This window comes from Planococcus sp. SSTMD024, from assembly GCF_041320495.1.
Classification (GTDB): domain Bacteria; phylum Bacillota; class Bacilli; order Bacillales_A; family Planococcaceae; genus Planococcus.
Genome location: NZ_JBGGNS010000023.1, coordinates 453,369 through 474,994 on the forward strand (window position 1 = coordinate 453,369; position 21,626 = coordinate 474,994).

Annotated in this window: 19 protein-coding genes and 1 other RNA gene; 18 read left to right on the top strand and 2 right to left on the bottom strand. The window is 50.3% G+C overall.

Features of this window, described 5'->3' with window-relative positions:
• Window positions 1-2: 2 nt before the first annotated feature.
• The 13 genes from bshA to AB9R92_RS16660 all read left to right on the top strand — a co-directional run bounded on the left by bshA (window position 3) and on the right by AB9R92_RS16660 (window position 13,025).
• Window positions 3-1,145, top strand: coding sequence for an N-acetyl-alpha-D-glucosaminyl L-malate synthase BshA (bshA, locus tag AB9R92_RS16600; protein WP_370670522.1), 1,143 nt, complete (start codon window positions 3-5; stop codon window positions 1,143-1,145).
• Window positions 1,142-2,275: a CCA tRNA nucleotidyltransferase gene (locus AB9R92_RS16605; protein ID WP_370670523.1), complete on the top strand. Its 1,134-nt coding sequence runs from the start codon at window positions 1,142-1,144 to the stop codon at window positions 2,273-2,275. Before bshA ends, AB9R92_RS16605 begins: the two co-directional genes overlap by 4 nt.
• A complete protein-coding gene (locus AB9R92_RS16610) occupies window positions 2,253-3,233 on the top strand; it encodes a biotin--[acetyl-CoA-carboxylase] ligase (RefSeq protein WP_370670524.1) in 981 nt (326 codons plus the stop codon). Before AB9R92_RS16605 ends, AB9R92_RS16610 begins: the two co-directional genes overlap by 23 nt.
• Before the next feature lie 222 nt (window positions 3,234-3,455).
• The gene (panC, locus tag AB9R92_RS16615) at window positions 3,456-4,292 is read left to right on the top strand and encodes a pantoate--beta-alanine ligase (RefSeq protein ID WP_370670525.1); all 837 of its coding nucleotides are present in this window, start codon (window positions 3,456-3,458) and stop codon (window positions 4,290-4,292) included.
• Window positions 4,293-4,295: 3 nt separating this feature from the next.
• The gene (gene panD / locus AB9R92_RS16620; protein ID WP_058380581.1) at window positions 4,296-4,679 is read left to right on the top strand and encodes an aspartate 1-decarboxylase; all 384 of its coding nucleotides are present in this window, start codon (window positions 4,296-4,298) and stop codon (window positions 4,677-4,679) included.
• 141 nt (window positions 4,680-4,820) lie between these two features.
• Window positions 4,821-7,583 carry an ATP-dependent DNA helicase DinG gene (dinG, locus tag AB9R92_RS16625; protein ID WP_370670526.1) on the top strand — a complete coding sequence of 921 codons (2,763 nt, stop codon included), beginning with the start codon at window positions 4,821-4,823 and terminating at the stop codon, window positions 7,581-7,583.
• A 43-nt stretch (window positions 7,584-7,626) separates the two neighbouring features.
• On the top strand, window positions 7,627-7,797 hold the full coding sequence (locus AB9R92_RS16630) for a YpmA family protein (RefSeq protein WP_101190435.1): 171 nt from the start codon (window positions 7,627-7,629) through the stop codon (window positions 7,795-7,797).
• Window positions 7,798-7,805: 8 nt separating this feature from the next.
• Window positions 7,806-8,279 (top strand): cell wall elongation regulator TseB-like domain-containing protein, encoded by a 474-nt coding sequence (locus AB9R92_RS16635; protein ID WP_370670527.1) that lies wholly within the window; start codon window positions 7,806-7,808, stop codon window positions 8,277-8,279.
• Between the two features lie 14 nt (window positions 8,280-8,293).
• Window positions 8,294-9,484: a pyridoxal phosphate-dependent aminotransferase gene (locus AB9R92_RS16640; protein WP_370670624.1), complete on the top strand. Its 1,191-nt coding sequence runs from the start codon at window positions 8,294-8,296 to the stop codon at window positions 9,482-9,484.
• A 29-nt stretch (window positions 9,485-9,513) separates the two neighbouring features.
• The gene (gene asnS / locus AB9R92_RS16645; protein WP_370670528.1) at window positions 9,514-10,809 is read left to right on the top strand and encodes an asparagine--tRNA ligase; all 1,296 of its coding nucleotides are present in this window, start codon (window positions 9,514-9,516) and stop codon (window positions 10,807-10,809) included.
• A 515-nt stretch (window positions 10,810-11,324) separates the two neighbouring features.
• Window positions 11,325-12,026: a DnaD domain protein gene (locus AB9R92_RS16650; protein ID WP_370670529.1), complete on the top strand. Its 702-nt coding sequence runs from the start codon at window positions 11,325-11,327 to the stop codon at window positions 12,024-12,026.
• 11 nt (window positions 12,027-12,037) lie between these two features.
• Complete coding sequence (gene nth / locus AB9R92_RS16655; protein WP_370670530.1) at window positions 12,038-12,718, top strand: endonuclease III; 681 nt, start codon at window positions 12,038-12,040, stop codon at window positions 12,716-12,718.
• Complete coding sequence (locus AB9R92_RS16660; protein WP_370670531.1) at window positions 12,693-13,025, top strand: YpoC family protein; 333 nt, start codon at window positions 12,693-12,695, stop codon at window positions 13,023-13,025. Before nth ends, AB9R92_RS16660 begins: the two co-directional genes overlap by 26 nt.
• Before the next feature lie 370 nt (window positions 13,026-13,395).
• On the opposite strand, the gene AB9R92_RS16665 is transcribed toward AB9R92_RS16660, so the two are convergent.
• Together AB9R92_RS16665 and recU are read right to left on the bottom strand one after the other, a co-directional pair.
• Window positions 13,396-16,092, bottom strand: a complete 2,697-nt coding sequence (locus AB9R92_RS16665; RefSeq protein ID WP_370670532.1) for a PBP1A family penicillin-binding protein — start codon at window positions 16,090-16,092, stop codon at window positions 13,396-13,398.
• Between the two features lie 27 nt (window positions 16,093-16,119).
• Window positions 16,120-16,722, bottom strand: a complete 603-nt coding sequence (gene recU, locus AB9R92_RS16670) for a Holliday junction resolvase RecU (protein WP_370670533.1) — start codon at window positions 16,720-16,722, stop codon at window positions 16,120-16,122.
• 189 nt (window positions 16,723-16,911) lie between these two features.
• Between recU and AB9R92_RS16675 the strand changes: the two genes are divergently transcribed.
• The 5 genes from AB9R92_RS16675 to rnpB all read left to right on the top strand — a co-directional run bounded on the left by AB9R92_RS16675 (window position 16,912) and on the right by rnpB (window position 21,604).
• Window positions 16,912-17,280, top strand: a complete 369-nt coding sequence (locus AB9R92_RS16675) for a YppE family protein (RefSeq protein WP_370670534.1) — start codon at window positions 16,912-16,914, stop codon at window positions 17,278-17,280.
• Window positions 17,277-19,547 carry a DEAD/DEAH box helicase gene (locus AB9R92_RS16680; protein ID WP_370670535.1) on the top strand — a complete coding sequence of 757 codons (2,271 nt, stop codon included), beginning with the start codon at window positions 17,277-17,279 and terminating at the stop codon, window positions 19,545-19,547. The genes AB9R92_RS16675 and AB9R92_RS16680 overlap by 4 nt, the downstream gene beginning before the upstream one ends.
• Window positions 19,548-19,551: 4 nt before the next feature.
• On the top strand, window positions 19,552-20,808 hold the full coding sequence (locus tag AB9R92_RS16685; protein ID WP_370670536.1) for a ribonuclease H-like domain-containing protein: 1,257 nt from the start codon (window positions 19,552-19,554) through the stop codon (window positions 20,806-20,808).
• 75 nt (window positions 20,809-20,883) lie between these two features.
• Window positions 20,884-21,177 (top strand): cell division regulator GpsB, encoded by a 294-nt coding sequence (gene gpsB / locus AB9R92_RS16690; protein WP_068869266.1) that lies wholly within the window; start codon window positions 20,884-20,886, stop codon window positions 21,175-21,177.
• A 48-nt stretch (window positions 21,178-21,225) separates the two neighbouring features.
• Window positions 21,226-21,604: RNase P RNA component class B (gene rnpB, locus AB9R92_RS16695), an RNA gene on the top strand.
• Window positions 21,605-21,626: the final 22 nt, after the last annotated feature.

Consider the following 21,626-nt stretch of genomic DNA (forward strand, 5'->3'; position numbering starts at 1 on the left):
TTTTGCGAAAAATGAAAATCGGAATTACATGTTATCCAACGGTCGGCGGGTCTGGTGTCGTGGCGACCGAACTGGGGAAAATGCTGGCTGAAAAAGGCCATGAAATTCATTTCATCACCTCGAGTACGCCGTTCCGGCTGAACCGCCTGTATGCGAATATATTCAGCCACCAAGTCGATGTCAACAGTTATTCGGTGTTTCAATATGCGCCGTATGACATCGCGTTGGCAACCAAAATTGCGGAAGTGATCAAAAATGAAGAACTTGACCTTCTGCATGTGCATTACGCGATCCCGCATGCTGTTTGTGCGATATTGGGGCGTGATATGGCAGGGTCCGATATTGGCATCGTCACGACTTTGCACGGCACCGATATTACCGTGCTCGGTACGGACAGTTCATTGAAAGATGCGATCCGTTACGGAATCGAGAAATCCGATATCGTGACGGCGGTGTCGGATTCATTGAAACAGCAGACCTATGACATGATCGCGCCGGACAAACACATCGAAACTGTCCATAATTTTGTTGACGAGCGGGAATACCATCAGCACGATTCAGCCAAATTAAAAGAAGAGCTGGGCATCGAAGCGCATGAAAAAGTATTAATCCACGTGTCGAACTTCCGCAAAGTAAAGAGGGTGGAAGATGTCGTCTCCGCTTTTGCGAAAGTACAACAAGCTGTCGGCTCAAAACTATTGCTGGTCGGCGACGGCCCTGAAATGAGCCGCATCCATCAACAAGTGAAAGACCTCCACATTGAACAGGAGGTCTTGTTTCTCGGCAAGCGCGACAATCTATCGGAACTTTACAGCATGAGCGATGTGAAATTGCTGATGTCGGAAAAAGAGGCGTTTGGCCTCGTCTTGCTTGAAGCAATGGCTTGCGGCGTGCCGGCAATCGGGACCCGAATCGGCGGCATCCCGGAAATCATCGAATCGGGCGAAAACGGCTGTCTGGTGGAACTTGGCGCTGTCGATGCTGCAGCAGAGGCGGCAATCCGCATATTGACCGATAATAAGCTCCATGAAAGAATGTCCGCTAAGGCGTTGGAGACGGCCACCAAACGCTTCAGTTCAGAGAAGATTCTTGCCGAATACGAAACGCTTTATGCGCGTTTGCTGAATAAGGCAGATCAGCAATGAAACGGGCCAAGCACATCATCGCGCGCCTACAGGAAGCAGGGTTTGAAGCATATATGGTTGGCGGTGCGGTACGGGATTATTTGCGCGGCGCCGTGCCCCATGATATCGACGTAGCGACGTCCGCTGCCCCAGAACAAGTAAAAGCCTTGTTTGACCGGTCGGTCGATACAGGAATCGAACACGGGACCGTCATGATTCTTATCGAGGGACAAGGAACCGAAGTCACGACATTCCGCACAGAAAGCGGCTACTCGGATAATAGAAGGCCGGATAAAGTGGAATTCGTCAACTCATTGCACGAAGATTTGAAGCGGCGTGATTTCACCATCAATGCGATGGCGATGACCGAGCAGATGGAAATCATCGATCCCTTCGGCGGCAAGGATGATTTGAAGGCAGGAATCATCCGCGCCGTCGGAATTCCGGAAGAACGTTTTGCAGAAGATGCCTTGCGCATGCTGCGGGCAATCCGGTTTTCGGGGCAATTGAATTTTCAAATCGATGCGGCGACCAAACAAGCCATCATCGAGCACGCAGAGAGAATACAGTCTGTCGCGATCGAGCGCATCAAGGCGGAATTGGACAAGGTCATGGTTTCCGCTCACCCGGGAATCAGCATGCACTATTTAACCGCGACCCGGTTGAATCGTTTTTTGCCAGCAGGAAGCTTGTTTGAACTTGAGTGGTCGGGGTACACGAGCGGCAAGGATCCATTATCGGGCTGGTTTTACTTATTGCATCAAACTAACGAGACTTTCGGCGCGATACAGGAATACCGCTTTTCCAACCAGGATAAAAAAGACCTGCAGCGGGCACTGGAAGCGAGCCGGCTGCTGCTATGGGATGATTGGGTTTATTACAGCTTCACAGAACGCCAATTGATGATTGCGCAGGCAGCTTCGCACAAAGCGGAAGCGGTGAAAGAGCATCAAGAGGCTTTGCCGATCCGGTCAAAATCCGAGCTTGCCGCCAACGGGCGCGACTTGATGGAATGGGCAGGAAAAAAAGCGGGGCCATGGCTGAAAGAGTGGACTTTGCACATTGAAAAAGCGGTAGTCGAACGCCGCTTGGCCAATGATAAAGAACGGATAAAGGACTGGTTTATAGATGAATATCACCGTCACACATAAATTGGCGACGCGGCTATTGGAAGCGGGGGCGGAACCGGTGTCGGGCCAGCAATTGGCAGAAGAGTTCGGGGTTTCAAGAACAGCGATTTGGAAGCACATGAAAGAGCTTGAGGAAATGGGCTATGAAATCGAATCGGTGCGCAAAAAAGGCTACCGCATCCAAAAAAGCCCAGACAGCTTGGAAGCATTTCTTGTCCAATCAGGCCTTAAGACGAGCAAAATCGGCAGCCGCATCGAGTATTTGGAGCAATGCGCCTCGACCCAAATCGTTGCGCATCAATTGGCGCAAGAAGGCGCACCAGACGGAACGGTCGTCATTGCGAATCTTCAGACCGAAGGCAGAGGCCGCTTGATGAGAAAATGGGATTCCGCAAAGGGCCAAGGAATCTGGATGAGCATCATCTTGCGTCCGGACGTCCCGCCCCATAAAGCTCCGCAATTTACATTGGTCGCCGCGGTTTCGATCGTCCGGGCAATTCAATCGGTGACGGGTCTAGAAGCATCGATTAAATGGCCGAACGATATTTTGTTCGGAACAAAAAAAGCGACAGGCATCCTGACAGAGCTGCAATCGGACGCGGACGGCATCCAAGCGCTGATTATCGGCATCGGCGTCAATGTCAATCAAGAGCGGAACGATTTCGATGCTGCCGTCCAGAATATTGCCACGTCATTGCGTCTTGAGTCCGGCCAGCTGGTGAGCCGCAGGAAATTAGTGCAGGAAATCCTGCACTGCCTAGAAATTTACACTGAGATGTACATTGAAGAAGGATTTGGGCCATTAAAGGAACTATGGGAAGGGCATTCGGCTACAATCGGCAAATCCGTGCGCGCCCGCATGTCACGCGAAACTTTGGAAGGCATAGCAGAAGGCATTACAGAAGAGGGCGTCTTGCAGCTCCGGACTGCAGATGGCAAGCTCCACGGCATCTATTCGGCTGACATCGAGCTGAAGTAATCGATATAGGCATTTCTCGAAAATTCTGCTATAGTGAAAATAACGGGCAGTATCCGATGCGAACTGCACCGTGGTTCGTAACAGCAAGCGATAAAATGAATAGGATTCTGCCTTGATCACGCGTGACAGGGACGGAGGAAACCGAATTGGAATTTTCTGTCCTTCTGTCTTCTGACAGAAGGATTTTTATATGGTTTTCTCCTAAAAAGGAGAGGAAAGAACATGCAAGTCATAAACACGTTGAAGGACTTGAAAGATTGGGTCTGGAGCATCAAAAAAAGCGGGCAGTCGATTGGATTGGTACCGACAATGGGCTTTTTGCACGAAGGGCATCTAACGCTTGTCGAATCTGCAAAAGCGGAAACCGATGCGGTGGTGATGAGCATTTTCGTCAACCCTGCCCAATTCGGCCCGAATGAGGATTTTGACCGTTATCCCCGCGATTTCGAACGGGACAGCAAGCTCGCAGAAAAAGCAGGCGTCGATGTAATATTCGCGCCGTCTCCAGAAGAGATGTACCCGCGCGAATCCCCAATCACGATGTCAGCGGGAACGCTTGCAGGGGTCCTGTGCGGGAAAAGCCGTCCGGGGCATTTCGACGGCGTACTGAAAGTGGTGACGAAATTATTCCACCTCGTCCAACCGGATTTGGCGTATTTCGGCCAGAAAGATGCACAGCAGCTGGCGATCATTGAATCGCTCGTGCGGGATTTCAATTTCCCGCTGGAGATCCGCCGCATCGAAACAGTCCGTGAACAGGACGGTCTTGCCAAAAGCTCGCGCAATGTTTATTTGAGCGAAACGGAACGCCTCGAGGCGCCGAAACTTTATCAAGCTTTGCAGCGAGGGGTGACGGCCGCTCGCGAAGGCAAAGACCCAATTCCGGAGATGACGCGGTTTCTTGAGTCAGAAACATCCGGCACAATCGATTATGTCGAACTGCTGTCTTACCCGGACCTGACCGAGGCACCGACAGGACAAGCGATCCTTGCGCTCGCTGTCCAATTCCAAAAAGCCCGGCTCATCGATAATATCATTTTCAACTTAAAGGAGAACTGACCTATGCTTAGAATGATGCTCAATTCCAAAATCCACCGTGCTACGGTAACCGAAGCTGATTTGAACTATGTCGGCAGCATCACGATCGACCAGGATCTATTGGATGCAGTCGGCATGCTGCCGAATGAAAAAGTCCATATCGTCAACAACAATAATGGCGCCCGTTTCGAGACGTATATCATCGCCGGGGAACGCGGCAGCGGCGTTATCTGCGTCAACGGGGCAGCAGCTCGCCTTGTGCAGCGCGGGGACATCGTCATCATTTTGTCTTATGGCTATGTCATGGACAAAGATGCACGCAGCCATAAGCCGACCGTGGCAATCATGGACGCGGACAATTCCATCAAAGAAATCATCCATTACGAACCGGAAGCGACGGTCATGTAACAAGGTTCGATACCCGAACACTCCAAAAGGAAGAGCTCTCCTTTTGGAGTGTTTCTTATTTTGCCGTACTCCTTTCGGCGAACAGCGGGCGAATATGTTACAATTTTTCCTGAGAGAATCACCTGAGAAAGAGGGGTTATCATGAATTCCCAAAAATATATCGTTGTCGATATCGAAACAACGGGCCATTCCCCTGCAAAAGGTGACCGGATCATCCAACTGGCGATGGTGGCGATCGAACAAGGCGAAATTGTTGATACATATACGAGATTCATCAATCCGCAGCGGAAAATTCCGGCGTTCATACAGGATTTGACCAATATTACCGATCGGGACGTGGAAGGTGCTGAACCTTTTGAAGCGTACGCCGAGGAAATTTACCAGCGGTTGGAAGGCGCGATTTTCATCGCCCACAACATCCATTTCGATCTGCCTTTTCTTCAGGCGGAACTGAGCCGTGCCGGCATGCCGAAATGGCAGGGGCTTGCGATGGATACAGTGGAATTGTCACGCCTGGTCTACCCGACGGCCTTCAGCTATAAATTGCAGGACATTGCAACGGAACAAGGCATTCACTTGAACAACGCGCATCGCGCCGATGACGATGCCTTGGCCACGGCTGAGTTGTTTTTACGTGCGAAACAGGAGTTGTCTGAACTTCCTTACGATACGCTCGTCTTTTTGCATAAACGATCTTTCCAATTGAAATCCGACCTGTCGCGCCTGCTGTTTGAAATTACGCAGCAAAAACGCGATGGCCAAGCTGATAGATACGGCCGATTCCGCGGTATTCCAATCGTCCCGAAAGCGGAGCGTGCGCAGGGCTTGGCTGATTCACAACAGCAGTCCGATTGGCGAGAAGGGCTGGAGACCGTCAAGCCGGAATACGAACAGCGGCCGAGTCAAGTCGCGATGATGCAGGCGGTGGAGCGGGCCATCCATGAACGGAGTGAATTGGTAATCGAAGCGTCGACCGGCATGGGCAAGACACTCGGCTACCTGTTGCCAGCAGCGGCCTATGCCAAGGATTCCGGCAAGCAAGTGGTCATCAGCACGTATACGACCCATCTGCAAGATCAACTGGTTGCCAAGGAAGTGAAGCTCGCGGAAGAATTTCTCGGCACGAAAATCCACGTGGCACTCATCAAAGGGCTGTCGCATTACATCGATTTGGGCCGATTATTCGAGTTGCTCCACGGGGAAGACGAGTCCTATGACGAAACCTTCACGATCATGCAGATCATGGTCTGGTTGACTTCGACCCGGACCGGCGATTTAAACGAATTGAATGTGTCGAGCGGCGGCCAATTGCTGGTCGATAAAGTACGCCGTTCACATTTAAGAAAATTGACAAAGCTTGAAAAAACAGTCGATTTCTATGAGCATGCATTGACAGATGCCGAACATGCCCATGTCATTGTGACCAATCACGCTTTCCTGTTGAATCCGCATAATCAAAAGCGGGCAATATTGAGAAACGTCGATGCGTATATATGGGATGAAGCGCATCAAGTCGTGCAGGCGGCAGTTGCCCATAAAGAGAAGACTTTTGTCTACACGCAATGGCGCTATGTATTCGGCCAATTGGGAAGCTTCGATGAAAACCAGCTGTTTTCGAAATTCTACCGCGTTGCCGAATCCCACGGCTTTGCCAGAGTGCCGGAATTATTGCAGATGGAATCCTTGTACTTGAAGTACACCAGTTTATTCGACGAAATCACGCTTTATCTGGCGCAGGCCTTCCAGAATAAATTCCATAACAGCCGCACCCGGAAATGTGCATCCTTATTGGATGAATTGGATTTCGAACGAGAGCGCTTTATGGATTTCCTGAGATTTTTGAACAGTTGGATCGATATCGCCCAGACCATCCTGCAAAAAGCAGGGCGCTTTACGGAACTGACGATGAACGAACGGCTTGTGCTCGCGGATTTCCGTTATTGGACAGAAGAAATGATGCTAAAAGCAGTGGAGTTCAGTGAGATTTTCCTGTTCCCGAAAGAAGACGAAGTTTCCTGGATCGAAGGCGACTTGCGCAGCATGCCGACGAGCTTGTCGCTGTACAAACGGCCATATGAAGTTGCATCGCTTGTCGATAAGGTCATCGGCCAGGCAAGGGGCGAAAAAGCGGTCATTTGGCTGTCGGGCACGATGAGCGTTCCGTCGAACGAACGCTTTATCGTCAACCAGCTCGGCATACCGAATCATGTGCCGATCGATAAATTCGAACCTGCCGATCAATTCTACAGCGGCGCCAAAGTTTATATCGTTGAGGACATGCCGGATATCCAGCAAGTATCCCAGCAGGAATACATCGAATCCGTCGCGGATGCGGTCACCCAGACGGTGCTCGTCACCGAAGGGCGCTGCTTTGTCTTGTTCACATCACAGGACATGCTGAGGAAAACGGTCGATTTAATCCAGGATTCCCAGCTGCTCGATGATTATATGCTGTTTGCGCAAGGGATGTCTTCAGGCAGCCGGATGAAATTATTGAAATCGTTCCAGCGGTTCCAGAAATCGGTATTGTTCGGGACGAATAGTTTCTGGGAAGGTGTCGATGTGCCTGGAGATGCGCTGCGTGCCGTCGTCGTCGTGAGGCTGCCGTTCACATCGCCCGAAGAACCTGTGTTTAAGGCGAAATCACGGATCATCTCGAAAGAAGGCATCAATCCATTCATGCATTATGCCTTGCCGGAAGCGGTGCTCCGCTTGCGCCAAGGATTCGGCCGGCTGATCCGTTCGAAAAAGGATAAAGGCTTATTCATCGTGCTGGACCGCCGGATTGAAACGAAATCATATGGCGAGGAATTCCTCCATGCCTTGCCTGACGTGCCGGTCGCCAAAGTGTCTTTGGAAAAGATGGTAACCGATATTGAACATTGGTATAATAGGCAAGGATAAAGAGGGAGGAAGCATCTCCTCAACCGAAAGGAAGTGCCGAACAATGGAATCCAAAATCGAAGTATTAAATACGGTGCAAGTCGAATATCAATCAGACCTGTACAAAGTGGTCGATGCATTGAACCGGACATTGAAAGACCGTGATTTGATGTTTGGCCTGGCGCTTGATAAAGACGACCAGACAAAAGCGGTTTTCACAATTTATAAAACCTAGGTGATGATATGAAAGAATGGATGAAATTCATCGTCGTTTTCCTGTCTTTTCTGGCGGTAGCGATTGTGCTGATCATTTTATTCCTCGGCAATAAACCGTTTTCGGAAGCGGAACAGGCAGCCGTTGAAAAAGTGCAGGCGGAAGGGTTGCTCGAAGAAGTGGAGCGGGCATATGTCTATTCCAGTTCCACCCAATCCGTGACGGTGCTCGGAACGGACGGGGAAGGGAAGATCAAAGCCGCCTTCGTTCCTGAAGAAGGGGATATGGAAGCGTTGATGCTTGAAGACCAAGTGACCGCCCAACAAGCGCGTGAGATCGTTCAGGAAGATATGGAAGTCAAGGAGATCCTCCATACGAAGCTCGGCATGGAAGAGGCCGGGGCAGTGTGGGAAATCGCCTTTTTGAATGAAGCTGGGCGCTTGAACTACGTCTATCTCTTGGCGGAAGATGGCACTTGGTGGAAACGCATATTGAATTTGTGAAAGGGTTGATCAATTTGTTGAAATTAGCAAACCGCGTACAGACTTTAACGCCATCCACGACCTTGGCGATCACGGCAAAAGCGAATGAACTGAAAGCACAGGGCGTCGACGTCATTGGGCTCGGTGCAGGGGAGCCGGATTATAATACACCTCAAAACATTCTCGATGCAGCCGAGCGCTCCATGGAGGAAGGCAAGACAAAATATACACCTGCCGGCGGTTTGCCTGCACTTAAGCAAGCGATCCAGGACAAGCTGCAGCGCGACCAAGGCTTAAGCTATGACAAGAACGAAATCATGGTCGGCGTCGGGGCAAAACATGTACTTTATACACTATTCCAAGTATTGTTGAATGAAGGCGATGAAGTCATCATCCCGATCCCTTATTGGGTCAGTTATCCAGAACAGGTGAAACTGGCTGGAGGCGTGCCGGTTTACATAGAAGCGACAGCCGGACAATCGTATAAAATCACGCCGCAACAGCTGCGCGAAGCGATAACAGACCGGACAAAAGCCGTCATCATCAACTCGCCAAGCAATCCGACAGGCATGCTCTATTCAAAAGAAGAACTCGAAGCACTTGCTGAAGTTTGCCGCGAAGCGGATATCCTTATCGTTTCCGATGAGATCTACGAAAAGTTGATCTATGGCGATGCCGTCCACACTTCGGTGGCTGAACTGTCGGAAGATGCCAAAAATCGCACAGTGATCATCAATGGCGTATCGAAATCGCATTCGATGACCGGATGGCGCATCGGCTATGCAGCCGGAGACAAGGAATTGATCAAGGCAATGACCGACCTTGCGAGCCATTCAACTTCTAATCCGACCACAACATCACAATACGCAGCGATTGAAGCATATAACGGGCCGCAAGATGCAGTGGAAGAAATGCGCCAAGCGTTTGAAAGCCGGTTGGAGGCTATTTTCCCTAAATTGGAGGAAATCCCAGGATTCACCGTATTGCGTCCACAAGGAGCATTCTACTTGCTGCCGGACGTCTCGGAAGCTGTAGCGAAAACCGGCTTTTCTTCAGTGGACGATTTTGCGAAAGCGCTGCTCGAAGAAGCGAATATTGCGGTGATTCCAGGGTCTGGATTCGGTGCACATTCGACGATCCGTTTATCGTATGCGACATCGCTCGAATTATTGGAACAGGCGGTCGAACGCATCAGCCAATTCGTGCACAAACACTGGAAAGAGTAAGCAATATAATTTTGGAGGCTATTTGACAGATGAAAAAAATCACTATCGCCGAAATGGCAAAATATAACGGACAAACCATCAAGCTTGGCGCATGGGTCGCCAATAAACGGTCCAGCGGAAAAATCGCTTTTCTTCAATTGCGCGACGGTTCCGGCTTCGTACAGGGCGTCGTTGTCAAAGCGGAAGCGGGAGAAGAAATCTTTGCCAAAGCGAAAGCATTGACGCAAGAAACGTCGCTGTATGTGACGGGTGAAGTGAAAGAAGATGAGCGCTCTGCCTTTGGCTACGAGCTAGCGATTTCGGATATTGAAGTGATCCAGGAAGCGAAAGATTTCCCGATCACCCCGAAAGAACACGGCACGGAGTTCTTGATGGACAACCGCCACCTATGGCTGCGTTCGAGAAAACAGCATGCTATCATGAAAATCCGCAATGAAATCATCCGCGCGACGTATGAATTCTTCAATGACAACGGATTTGTCAAAGTGGATCCGCCGATTTTGACTGGCTCATCGCCGGAAGGGACATCGGAACTGTTTGCGACGAAATACTTCGACGAAGATGCCTATCTGTCGCAATCCGGCCAGCTTTACATGGAAGCGGCTGCGATGGCGCTCGGGAAAGTGTTTTCATTCGGGCCGACTTTCCGTGCTGAAAAATCGAAAACCCGCCGCCACTTGATCGAATTCTGGATGATCGAACCGGAAATGGCATTTGTGGAGCACGCGGAGAGCTTGGAAGTACAAGAACAATACGTGGCACATATCGTGCAATCCGTCTTGAAGAATTGTAAGCTGGAACTCGAGCGCCTTGGCCGCGATACAACGAAGCTGGAGAAAATCCAAGCACCGTTCCCGCGCGTCACGTACGATGAAGCGATCAAATGGCTGAACGACAACGGCTTTGATGATATCAAATGGGGCGAAGATTTCGGGGCGCCTCACGAGACCGCTCTGGCCGAAAGCTACGACATGCCAATCTTCATCACGCATTACCCGATCGGCATCAAACCGTTTTATATGCAGCCGCATCCGGACCGCGATGACGTTGTGCTATGCGCTGACATGATCGCACCTGAAGGCTACGGGGAGATCATCGGCGGATCAGAACGGATCCACGATTATGATTTGATGAAACAGCGCATCCAAGAGCATAACCTGGATGAAGCTGCTTATGAGTGGTATTTGGACCTCAGCAAATACGGAGCGGTACCGCATTCGGGATTCGGTTTGGGCCTTGAGCGCACAGTCGCTTGGATCAGCGGGGCAGAACACGTCCGCGAATCGATTCCCTTCCCGCGTTTGTTGAACCGTCTATACCCTTAAAAAGTTAAACAAGACAATAAGAAGCTGCCCGGCAGAAACCCCTTCAACAGGTTTTCTGCCGCGGTGGATAAAAAATTAGAGTGTTAAAGAAGTCTATAATTTAATGTAGATCAAAAGGAAATCATCTTTTCTACAATCAAAAATAAATGTTCTCTCTAAGTATTTGGAGAAGTGTCCGCTCGTAAATCCTTCTGCTCAATAATGCTGCGCATTACTTCGCAAAGATAAGGCATCACGTAGTTCGACCTTATCTTTCCTGCGGGAGCAGCGAAGCGACGGGTTTGAGAGACCCCACAGGCAATGAATGAGCGAAGCTGTGCTGAGCACATTCATTTGCGATGCTCGAACGTAGTGAGAGTTGAGCAACGTTTTTAGTGACGAGGAGGCTCGATTCCCGCCCGCGGAAAGCGAGCGATAAGCTTCGGAAAATACAACTTCTTAAATTTCTCGACAAGATGAAATATCCTAATAGATTCAGACAGCTAGAAATTCGCATACAGAAAGGTGGTTGGGATATGAGACAGTCTGACCGATTGCAGCAATGGATTGAGCAGGGAAATGTGACCATTTCCCAGCTTTTTTTTCAGTTTTACCGGCGCTTGAAGATCAGCGACGAGGAAGCGATCATGCTATTGCAGATCCACTCTTTCCAACAGGCAGGGAACGTTTTCCCGACACCGGATGAAGTCGCCTCACGGATGTCCGCCAGCCAGAATAGCGTAACGACGATGCTGCAGAAATTGATGCAGCAAGGCTATTTGTCGATTCGCCAGGAAACGGCTGATGGGATGCTGACGGAGACGATTTCGCTTCAGCCTTTATGGGACAAGCTTGTGGACTGCCTGGAAGTTCAAGCGCAAACCGAAAAAGAGCATACGCAAAAAGAGCAGGAAGGCGAGATCTTCCAGCTGTTTGAACAAGAGTTTGGGCGATTCTTATCGCCGATGGAGATTGAGACGATTTCCATGTGGATGGACCAGGACGGCCATACGCCGGAAGTCATCCGCATGGCTTTAAAAGAAGCCGTCATCGCGCAGAAGATCAGCTTGCGATATGTCGACCGTATTTTATTTGAATGGAAGAAAAAAAACATCCGGACGTCGAGCCAAGTGTCACGGCATGCAAATTCGTTCCGGGAAAAAAACATCCGCATTCAGCCACAGGAAAGCACGGCGAAAAAAGTGCAATTCTATAATTGGCTGGAAGAACGGAATTAGCAGGTGATAGGATGATGACAAAAAAGGAATGGCTCGCTTGCCTGGAGGAAATGGACCATATGTTTCCGGATGCCCATTGTGAATTGATCCACCGCAACCCGTTCGATTTGGTCATTGCGGTATTGTTATCTGCACAATGCACCGACAAGCTCGTCAACAAAGTGACGGCAGATCTTTTCGAGAAATACCATACACCGGAAGATTATCTATCGGTTCCTTTGGAAGAATTACAACAGGACATCCGTTCAATCGGCTTGTTCCGCAATAAAGCGAAGAACATCCAAGCGCTCAGCCGCATACTGATTGAACAGCATGGGGGACGAGTACCCGAAGACCGCGATGTATTGATGACTTTGCCGGGCGTCGGGAGAAAGACCGCCAATGTGGTCGTTTCTGTCGCATTCAATAAGCCTGCACTGGCAGTCGACACCCATGTCGAACGCGTCTCGAAACGTCTCGGCTTATGCCGTTGGAAAGATTCTCCCTTGCAAGTGGAAGAGACGATCATGAAAAAAACCCCCGCAGAGGATTGGTCGAAAACCCATCACCAAATCATTTTCTTCGGCCGCTACCACTGCAAGGCGCAAAACCCCGGCTGTCACGTGTGTCCGTTATTCGACCGCTGCCGGGAAGGGAAAAAACGCGATAAAAAAGGGCTTGTGAAGCATGACGCTGTCACGGAAATCAATTGACCAAACCGTTTCGCCGTTTTACGATGAGTGGTCTGCCTTATCGCAAGAGGTAAAATCCTGTTTTGACCATGAGGCAAGTGATTGCCACACGCTCATTGCACAAGGCGGCGAGCTTTACGAAGCATTAAAAGAAGCGCTGTATGGGTTGTTCGGAAACTCTGCGCCGTCTCCATTGAATGAAAGCGAGCGGCTTGAGTTTGTCCGGAGTTCCAGAAGCGCACACGCCGCTTCACGGCAGCTAGCGCAGTTATTTGAAGAGTTGAAGAAGAAAATTGCACGCACAAAAATCGGCTATCCGGCTGAATGAACGAACCCGGACAGAAATCCTTCTGTCCGGGTTTTTTTGTACAGAAAAAGGCCTGCCCTATAGTCCAAGGCAGGCCTTTTCAGAGTGTTGAATAAGTCTAAAATCTACTAAACTTTTAAAAAAGTGACTGCGTTTTGATATTTAAAAATCAAAAATCTAGCTTAGTATTTGGAGAAGCGTTTGCTCGACTCCTGTGGGACTAGCGGGTTTGAGAGACCCCGCAGGTCGCGATAGCGGCTGAGGAGGCTCGATTCCCGCCCCACGGAGTCGTGCGATAAGCTTCGGAAAATACGACTTCTTACCTTTCTCGACAGCCTGAAAAGGCCTGCCCTATAGTCCAGGGCAGGCCTTTTAAAATTGGGACGGAAGATCAAGATGCGTCTTCATCGTCCTCGCTGTTTGAGTTATTTCCGTTATCCTCGCCATTGCCGTTGCCATTCTCGTTTCCATTGCCATTGCCGTTCCTATTTTCATTGGATGAGGAATTGCTTCCTGATCCTTCTCGGTTGCCTTCTTCCGGCTCTTCCGGCTGCTCAGGAATGTCTACGAGATCATCTGGAGTTTCGGTGGCTTCTTCTTCCTCAGCCGGTTCTTCTTCAGCCGGTTCATCTTCGGCTGGCTGTTCTTCAGCTGGCTCTTCCTCGGCCGGTTCTTCTTCAACCGGCTCTTCTTCAGCTGGTTCTTCTTCCGGTTCTTCCTCGGGCTCCTCTTCAGGAGGAGGCGAGATTTCGATGGTCGTGGAAGCAGGATCGCTGCGTCTGCCATTTTGAGTGGCGACGACGCGGAAGGTATACGTGACGCCTTCCTCCAGTCCATCATAGGAATAATTGGTATCGTCTGTTGTCGTCAGCACTTCGCCATTGACGGAAACTTCGAATGATACATCATCCGAGCCGTGGCTCCAGCTCAAGTTCGCTGTGTTGCCGCTGACGTCTGCTCTTAATCCAGAAGGTCGGTCAGGGTCTGCCACAAATCGCTCTGATACTGTACTGGGCTCCGTCCCCCTGGCGAACAATTCTTCACTGCGCATGCTCCACGGGGTGAACGGGCTCGCCAGGCGAAGCGGTTCAGTGCCGACTTCGATGACTTCCTCCGTCACCGAATCCGGCTGCTGGAAGCTTGCCGTTTCCGGTGAAGAAATCTGGCTCATCACTTGCTTATACAAACGTTGTGCAAGCAGGCGCTCATCCGATCCCGTGTCAATCGGTGTTGAGATGGATGGATAACCGCTCCAGACCGAGATGGAGTAATCAGTCGTATAGCCTGCGAACCAGACATCCGGCGCAGAGCTGGAATCGAGGTTGAACTCTTGAAGTTTGTCTGCCGTGTAGTTGGATGTGCCAGTCTTACCGGCCATATCGAGTCCGCTGATGGCTGCCTCTTTGCCGGTTGCTCCGGCAATGCTTGTGTCGACGACATCGCGAAGCATATCGGTCACCATATAAGCGGTGCTGTCTTTCATCGCCGTCACCGGTTCAGGAGCGACAACTTCTTCTGTCGAACCGTCACGGAAGACGATTTTCTTGATTGTATGCGGGTCAGTGAAGACACCGTTATTGCCGAAAGCCGCAAAAGCACCGGCCAACTCGACAGTAGAGATGTTATTTTGTGGTGTACCAAGTGCGGCGGATTCATAAATGCTGCCGAAATCCAAGCCAAGTTTTTGAGTGAAGTCACTGGCGTTATCGGATCCGACTTCCGCTAGCGTCTTGACTGACGGAATGTTGCGCGAGCGGTACAAAGCTTCACGCGCTGTCATCGGCCCGAGGAACTGGCCGTCGACATTGCGGATTTCCTGGCCGTCGCTATAGGAATATTCTTCATCGACCAATGTTTGGCCAGTTGACCAATCTAAATGTTCGATCGCTGGGCCATAGCTGACAAGCGGCTTGATCGTCGAGCCGATGACGCGGTCTCTGGATGTGGCAAAGTTTCTGCGCACATCGCCTTCGTATTCACGGGCCGCCCCGACTGCACTGATGCCGCCGGTTTTCGTATCGACGACCGTCATGGCAGATTCGACTTCGTCATCGAAGAAGAGGTCGGATGCCATCGTCTCATTGACACGTTCTTGTACATACGGTTCAAGCGTCGTGTAAATCGTCAAGCCTTCATCGAGCGAATAATCGCCTTCGAGGGCTTCGAGTTCATCGACGACCATTTCCATGAATGCCGTGTACTCTGTGCTTTCTTCATTAGTGGAACGTTGATCTTCAGGAACAAGGGTCGATTCGACTGGCGTGTTCCACGCTTCTTCTTTTTGTGCTGCATCGATTTTTCCGTGCTGTTCCATCAAATTCAAGACGACATCGCGGCGTTCTTCAGCTGCCTGAGGGTTCTTGAACGGGTTGTAACGGTTCGGGCTCTGCGGCATGCCGGCAAGAAGGGCAGCTTCGTGAAGTTCCAATTCAGCCGCTGGTTTTCCGAAGAATTGTTCAGCAGCAGTGCCGAATCCGTAGGTATTGCCTGACATCAGGATTTTGTTGAAATACATTTCGAAAATTTCTTCTTTCGAATATTCCCGCTCCAGTTTAAAAGCCAAATAGGCTTCCTGTGCTTTCCGTTTCAGCGTTTTTTCATTGGACAGGAACGAGTTCTTGATGACCTGCTGGGTGATGGTACTCGCTCCCTGGGAACCGAAGCCGCCCGTGACGTTAGCGACAACCGCACCGCCAAGGCGGATCAAATCAATTCCCGAGTGGTCGTAAAAGCGATTATCTTCTGTTGCGAGGATCGCATCTTCCATCACTTGCGGAATATCTTCATATTCCACGTATTCCCGGTTTTGGGCAGTGAAATACGGAATTTCCGTTTCGCCGTCATTGGCCAGGAATACTGGGCTGATCGGATCTCTCAACAGTTCTTCGTCGAGCTCAGGCGCACTGGACGCATAGGCAGCGAATAGGACGACCCCGAATAGAAAACCGGCGACGGCTAAAGCTACAACAGCCAGTAACCCTCTTTTGATCCAAGTTTTTGCACCGGATTTCTTTTGTTTGTTCGAGTTTTTTCGTTGCCGTTCAATTGATTTTCTGCGTTCTTCACGCGATATTTTCTTATCACTCACTAGCGCTTCCTCACTTTCATGTATATGCTATTGCATTAGCTGATGGAGCACGGATAAATAATCGATTCTCGGGAAAGCGCCTGGCTTTACTTCAACCGAAGCTGCTTCCACTTCCGCTAAAGTCATCGATTTCCTGCCGCCTGAAGCCATTCGCTTCCAATAGGTTTCCAGTGTTTCGAATGGCAAGACGAAATAGCGGTCGAGGGAAGAGAACCGGATGATCAAAAAGGCCAGGCCTCCGTGGCGGATAATGTCTGCCATATGGTGCATTTGGTGTTCGTGGATGTTCTTCAGCGGAAAAGAAGTCCGGATTTCGGTTTCTTTCGCTTCGAAATCGACGTAGCGGCCTTGCCAGATGCCGTTGTAATCGGTCGTAGACGGGGCTTGGAAATAAGCTTCCCGGATGACCGCAGCGCTTCTGGACGGGTATTCGACACGCACGATTTGCACCGGCACGGGCTTTTTGTGGATGACGGCGAGCCCGCGCTGCAAATAAAAACTATTGGTTTCGTTCAGCTCATCCTCCAGGGTTTTCCCGCGGTTGCTGAATGAAACATCTTTTTTCTTTTTCTGCACCGGCTGATCCTTCGGTGGAGAAAATTTCTTTCCGTTTGGGTAATTGATCGCCATTTGTGATACACCTCGCTTACTTTATCATATCACACGCACCTAGACGACAAATATGATGAAAGGTTTCCGAACTTTACTCCTAATAATAGCGGATTTCAAAGCCATCTCCAACTGAAAAGAATGCCTGTTCGGCAAACTGTATATGGCTTGCCGGATTGTGATAAACTAATGGCTATGGAGGGGAAGAAAATGGACCTCAAGCAATTATCAACCAATCTTTACCACGAATGCGATATGTGTCTTGCACGCTTTAAGAAAATGCGTGAACTGGACGCCGATCCTGATTTTTTTCAAGATGTAAAACCGTATGCCGATGAATGGCATGCTGCCATAGATGAATGGAAAGATGCTTCGCTTATGTTTATCCGGAACGAACGGCCGAAATACGTCCACAAGCTGCAAATCGACAATGCGGCAGAAGGCATGGGGCAAGTATTCGTCCAAAGTTTCTATAAAGATACGAGCAAAAAGCGTTTTGTCCAAACGATACAAGCGGCTCAGTATACAATCCAGACCTTGCTGACAGCGATTGATGAAAAGGGCGATGAGAAACAATGAGAATCAAAAAGACGATACCGGAAATCCTCGCAGAATGGAAAGTGGAGCCGGAGATGATGGAGCGCATTTACCACTGGCATACGAAGCCTGAAAAGCCGGCTAGCTATGCCGATTTTCCGGAAGCGATGCACGATAGCTTAAAACAAGCTTTGCGCAAGAAAGGCATCGAACAATTGTATACCCACCAAAGGCAGGCATTCGACTTAGCGCAAGCGGGCAATTCATTTACGGCCGTGACGCCGACCGCATCCGGTAAATCGTATTGCTATCATTTGCCGGTGCTGCATAAAATATTGAATGACCCGAATGCACGCGCCTTGTATTTGTTTCCGACGAAAGCTTTGGCGCAAGACCAGAAAAGCGATTTGCACGATTTGATCGAAAAGACCGAGCAGTCGATCCTGTCCTACACCTATGACGGCGACACCTCCCCGTCGATTCGGACGAAGGTTAGGAAAGCCGGACAAATCGTCATGACCAACCCTGACATGCTCCATTCCGGCATCTTGCCGCATCACACAAAATGGGTATCTCTTTTTGAGAACCTTCATTATATAGTGATCGATGAGCTTCACACCTATAAAGGGGTATTCGGCACCCATGTGGCGCATGTCATCCGCCGCCTGAAACGGATCTGCAACTTTTACGGCAGCGATCCGGTCTTTATCTGTACGTCAGCGACCATCGCCAACCCGAAGCAGCTGGCTGAAAGTTTGACCAATACCGCCCACGAATTGATTGACCAGAACGGTGCGCCGGCAGGCAAAAAGCATATCCTGTTCTACAATCCGCCGATCGTCCACCCGACATTCGGCGTCCGGCGCAGCGCGGTGCTCGAAGTGCGTGACTTGGCGACATATCTCGTCAAGCAAGGCGTCCAGACGATCGTTTTTGCAAAGAGCCGCGTGCGCGTGGAAATGCTGGTAACTTATTTAAACGAAATTACGAAATATAAGTTGCAGGACGAATCGATTAAAGGCTACCGGGGCGGTTATTTGCCTTCCGAGCGGCGCGCCATCGAAAAAGGTTTGCGCGACGGCTCAATCCAATGCGTCGTATCGACCAATGCACTTGAACTCGGCGTCGACATCGGCCAATTGCAGGCGTGCATCATGACCGGCTATCCCGGCAATATCGCGAGTGCCTGGCAGCAGGCAGGACGCGCAGGAAGACGCCAGGACGAGTCGCTCGTCGTCTATGTCGCCCAGTCGACAGCGCTTGACCAATACATCATCAACCACCCGGAATATCTTCTCGACCAATCGCCGGAAGAAGCGCGCATCCATCCGGAGAACATCATCATCTTGATGGACCACCTGAAATGCGCCTCGTTCGAACTTCCGTTTTCGACAGATGATATGTACGGGGAATTCGATGTCCAGTCGTTGCTTGAATACCTTCAGGAAGAAGGGGTGCTCGTCCGGACATCGGACCGCTGGCATTGGATGAGCGACCGATTCCCGGCGCACGATATCTCCTTGCGTTCAGCGACGCAGGAAAACGTCGTCATCGTCGACCAATCGGTTCCGGCCGACACGAAAGTCATCGGCGAGATGGACCGTTTTAGCGCCATGACGCTTCTGCACGAAGAAGCGATCTACCTTCACCAAGGTACCCAGTTTCAAGTGGAAATCTTGGATTGGGAAGAGAAAAAAGCGTATGTGCGGGAGGTGGATGTCGATTATTTCACCGATGCGAACCTCGCAATCGAATTGAAAGTGATCAGCGAAGACAAGCACCGGAAGCTCCACCAGTCGAATGTATTTTACGGCGATGTGGCGGTACTTGCCATGCCGACGATTTTCAAGAAAATCCGTTTTGATACGCATGACAATATTGGCTCAGGGCCGATTTCACTACCTGCGGAAGAACTGCATACCTCATCGACATGGCTCAGCTTTGATAAGCCGGCGGATTTCAGTGATTCGGATTTGTCGGATATGATGACCGGCGCGGCTTACGCCATCGAAAGCTTTATTCCGATATTCGTGCAATGCGACCGGCGGGACGTTCACGTCGTGCCGCAAGTGAAATCACCGCATAATGACCAGCCGTCCTTTTTCATCCACGATTCCTACCCGGGGGGCATCGGCATCAGCGAGCGCATCTATGACTTGTGGCAGCCCTTGCTCGAAAAGGCGCGGCAGCACGTCACGGAATGCCCATGCTTTGACGGTTGCCCGTCATGCATCGGGGCACAGGATGCGGCGATGGACATGAAAGGGCGCGTCATCGAATTGCTCGTGGAATTGGAGAAAGAGGGGTGAGCGTATGTCTTTTGAAAACAAATTGATGCAGATGAAAGGCATGCTGAACAAGAAACCGGCAACCCGAAAAGCGCAAACGGCCCCTGCACGGCCGCCTCATGAAACGCAGTGGAAGGAAATCGGTTTGACCTTGAAGGAAAATCAATTCGGTTTTGTCTTCGAGAAGAAAATCGAGTATCCGCTTGATTACCTTCACGGCGATGTCGTGCTGGGTGAACTCGACCGTGTGCTTGAAGCATGGCAAAATACCGATTATGATCATCCGTTCAAACTGGCCGAAGAGGCCCCTTTGGTGTTTTTCGATACGGAAACGACAGGGCTCGGCGGGACGGGAGCGTATATTTTCCTGCTTGGCGTATTGGAAAGAAAACAACAACATTTTGAAATGACCCAATGGATCATGCCGGATCCTTCTCAGGAAGCTGCTTTTCTTTACGAATCGAATCTATGGCAGGCACAGGACTCGGTCATTTTCTCCTACAACGGCAAAAGCTTCGACTGGCCGCAGCTTCATTCGCGCTGGACGATGCACCGTGGAGTCTTGCCGAAACTGCCCGACCCGAAGCAGATCGATTTATTCCACGGCACGAAAAGGATCTGGAAAAACGAATTGCAGCGGCTCAAGCTGAGCGTCATCGAAGAAGAAAAGCTCGGTTTTGCCCGCAGCGGGGACGTGCCGGGGTATTTGATCCCCGCGATTTATCTCGATGCGGTTAAAAGCGGATTTCCGGAAGGCTTGGCGAAAGTGCTGTACCATAACGAACTGGACATCCTGTCGCTCGTGTCGCTTTACATCCGCTCATCCGATTTGCTGATGGAAGACCTCTCAAGCGAATCGAGCGGCGCCTATACGAATATCGGAAAATGGTACGCGGACTTGAAGCAATTCGACCAAAGCGCTGCTTATCTTGAACATGTTACGCTTGAGCGCGGAGACGCCGGGGCGCTTGCCCGCTTTTTGCTGGCAGTGCAAAAAAAGCGCAAAGGCGAATTTACGGAAGCGCTTCAATTGTTCAAAGAAGCCGCGCCTCATCTGCGCGGGCCGGTTGAAGTGGAGGCGTGGGTGCATTTGGCGAAACTCCACGAACACCAATTCAAAGACCCGACGCAAGCGCTTGTCATGACCGGCTTTGCAAAAGAAGCAGCCAGCCAGACGAAAGTCAGGAAGGCGATATTGGATGACTTGGCGAAGCGCGAACTGCGGCTCGAGGAGAAAAAACGAAAAAAAGCCGCCGAATCCACGGTTCGCAGAACACGATAAATATCGCTTATGCTATACTAGCCGTAAGGAATAGACATATTTCACGAAGTTTCTTTTAATGGAAGGACGATTCGAATGGATATTAAATACGCAGCAAAAGACATTCTAGAAAAAGACTTTAAAACAGCCATGCGCGGCTACAACCAGGACGAAGTGGATCATTTCCTGGATGAGATCATTCAAGACTATGAATTGTACAACAAGAAAATCGAGCAATTGCAAAACGAGAACCGCCGATTGCGCGCGGAACTGGAGGAGTCGCCAAAAAAGCAAGCAACTCCCGCCCCTGGAACGACCAATTTTGATATTTTGCGCAGATTGTCCCATCTGGAGAATCACGTGTTCGGCAATAAGCTCGACAATAGGTAATAAGCTTGTCAACAGCCGCCGAATAGCGTATACTTAATTAGCCATTTGAAATTCTGGCAATCGCTCCCGCACTCGATGCGGGAGAGGAAAGTCCATGCTCACACGGATCTGCGATGACCGTAGTGATCGCGCCCAGCGAAACAATAAGCTGGGGCAGCATTTATGCTGACGGCGGGTAGAACGCCTAAGTCTTCGGATATGGCCGAAATACCCTGAAGGTGCCACAGTGACGGAGCTGTCTAGGAAACTATGCAGGTGGAACGAGGTAAACCCCGCGAGTGAGAAACCCAAATTATGGTAGGGGCACTTTTCCAAGGGAAATGAACCGACGGAAGAGGCGGAGCGAATCCGCAGATAGATGATTGCCATCCGCTAGTACGAGGCTTCGGCCGTTTGAGTACGTGGAGACAAAACATGGCTTATAGAATTTTGAATGGTCTTAACTTATC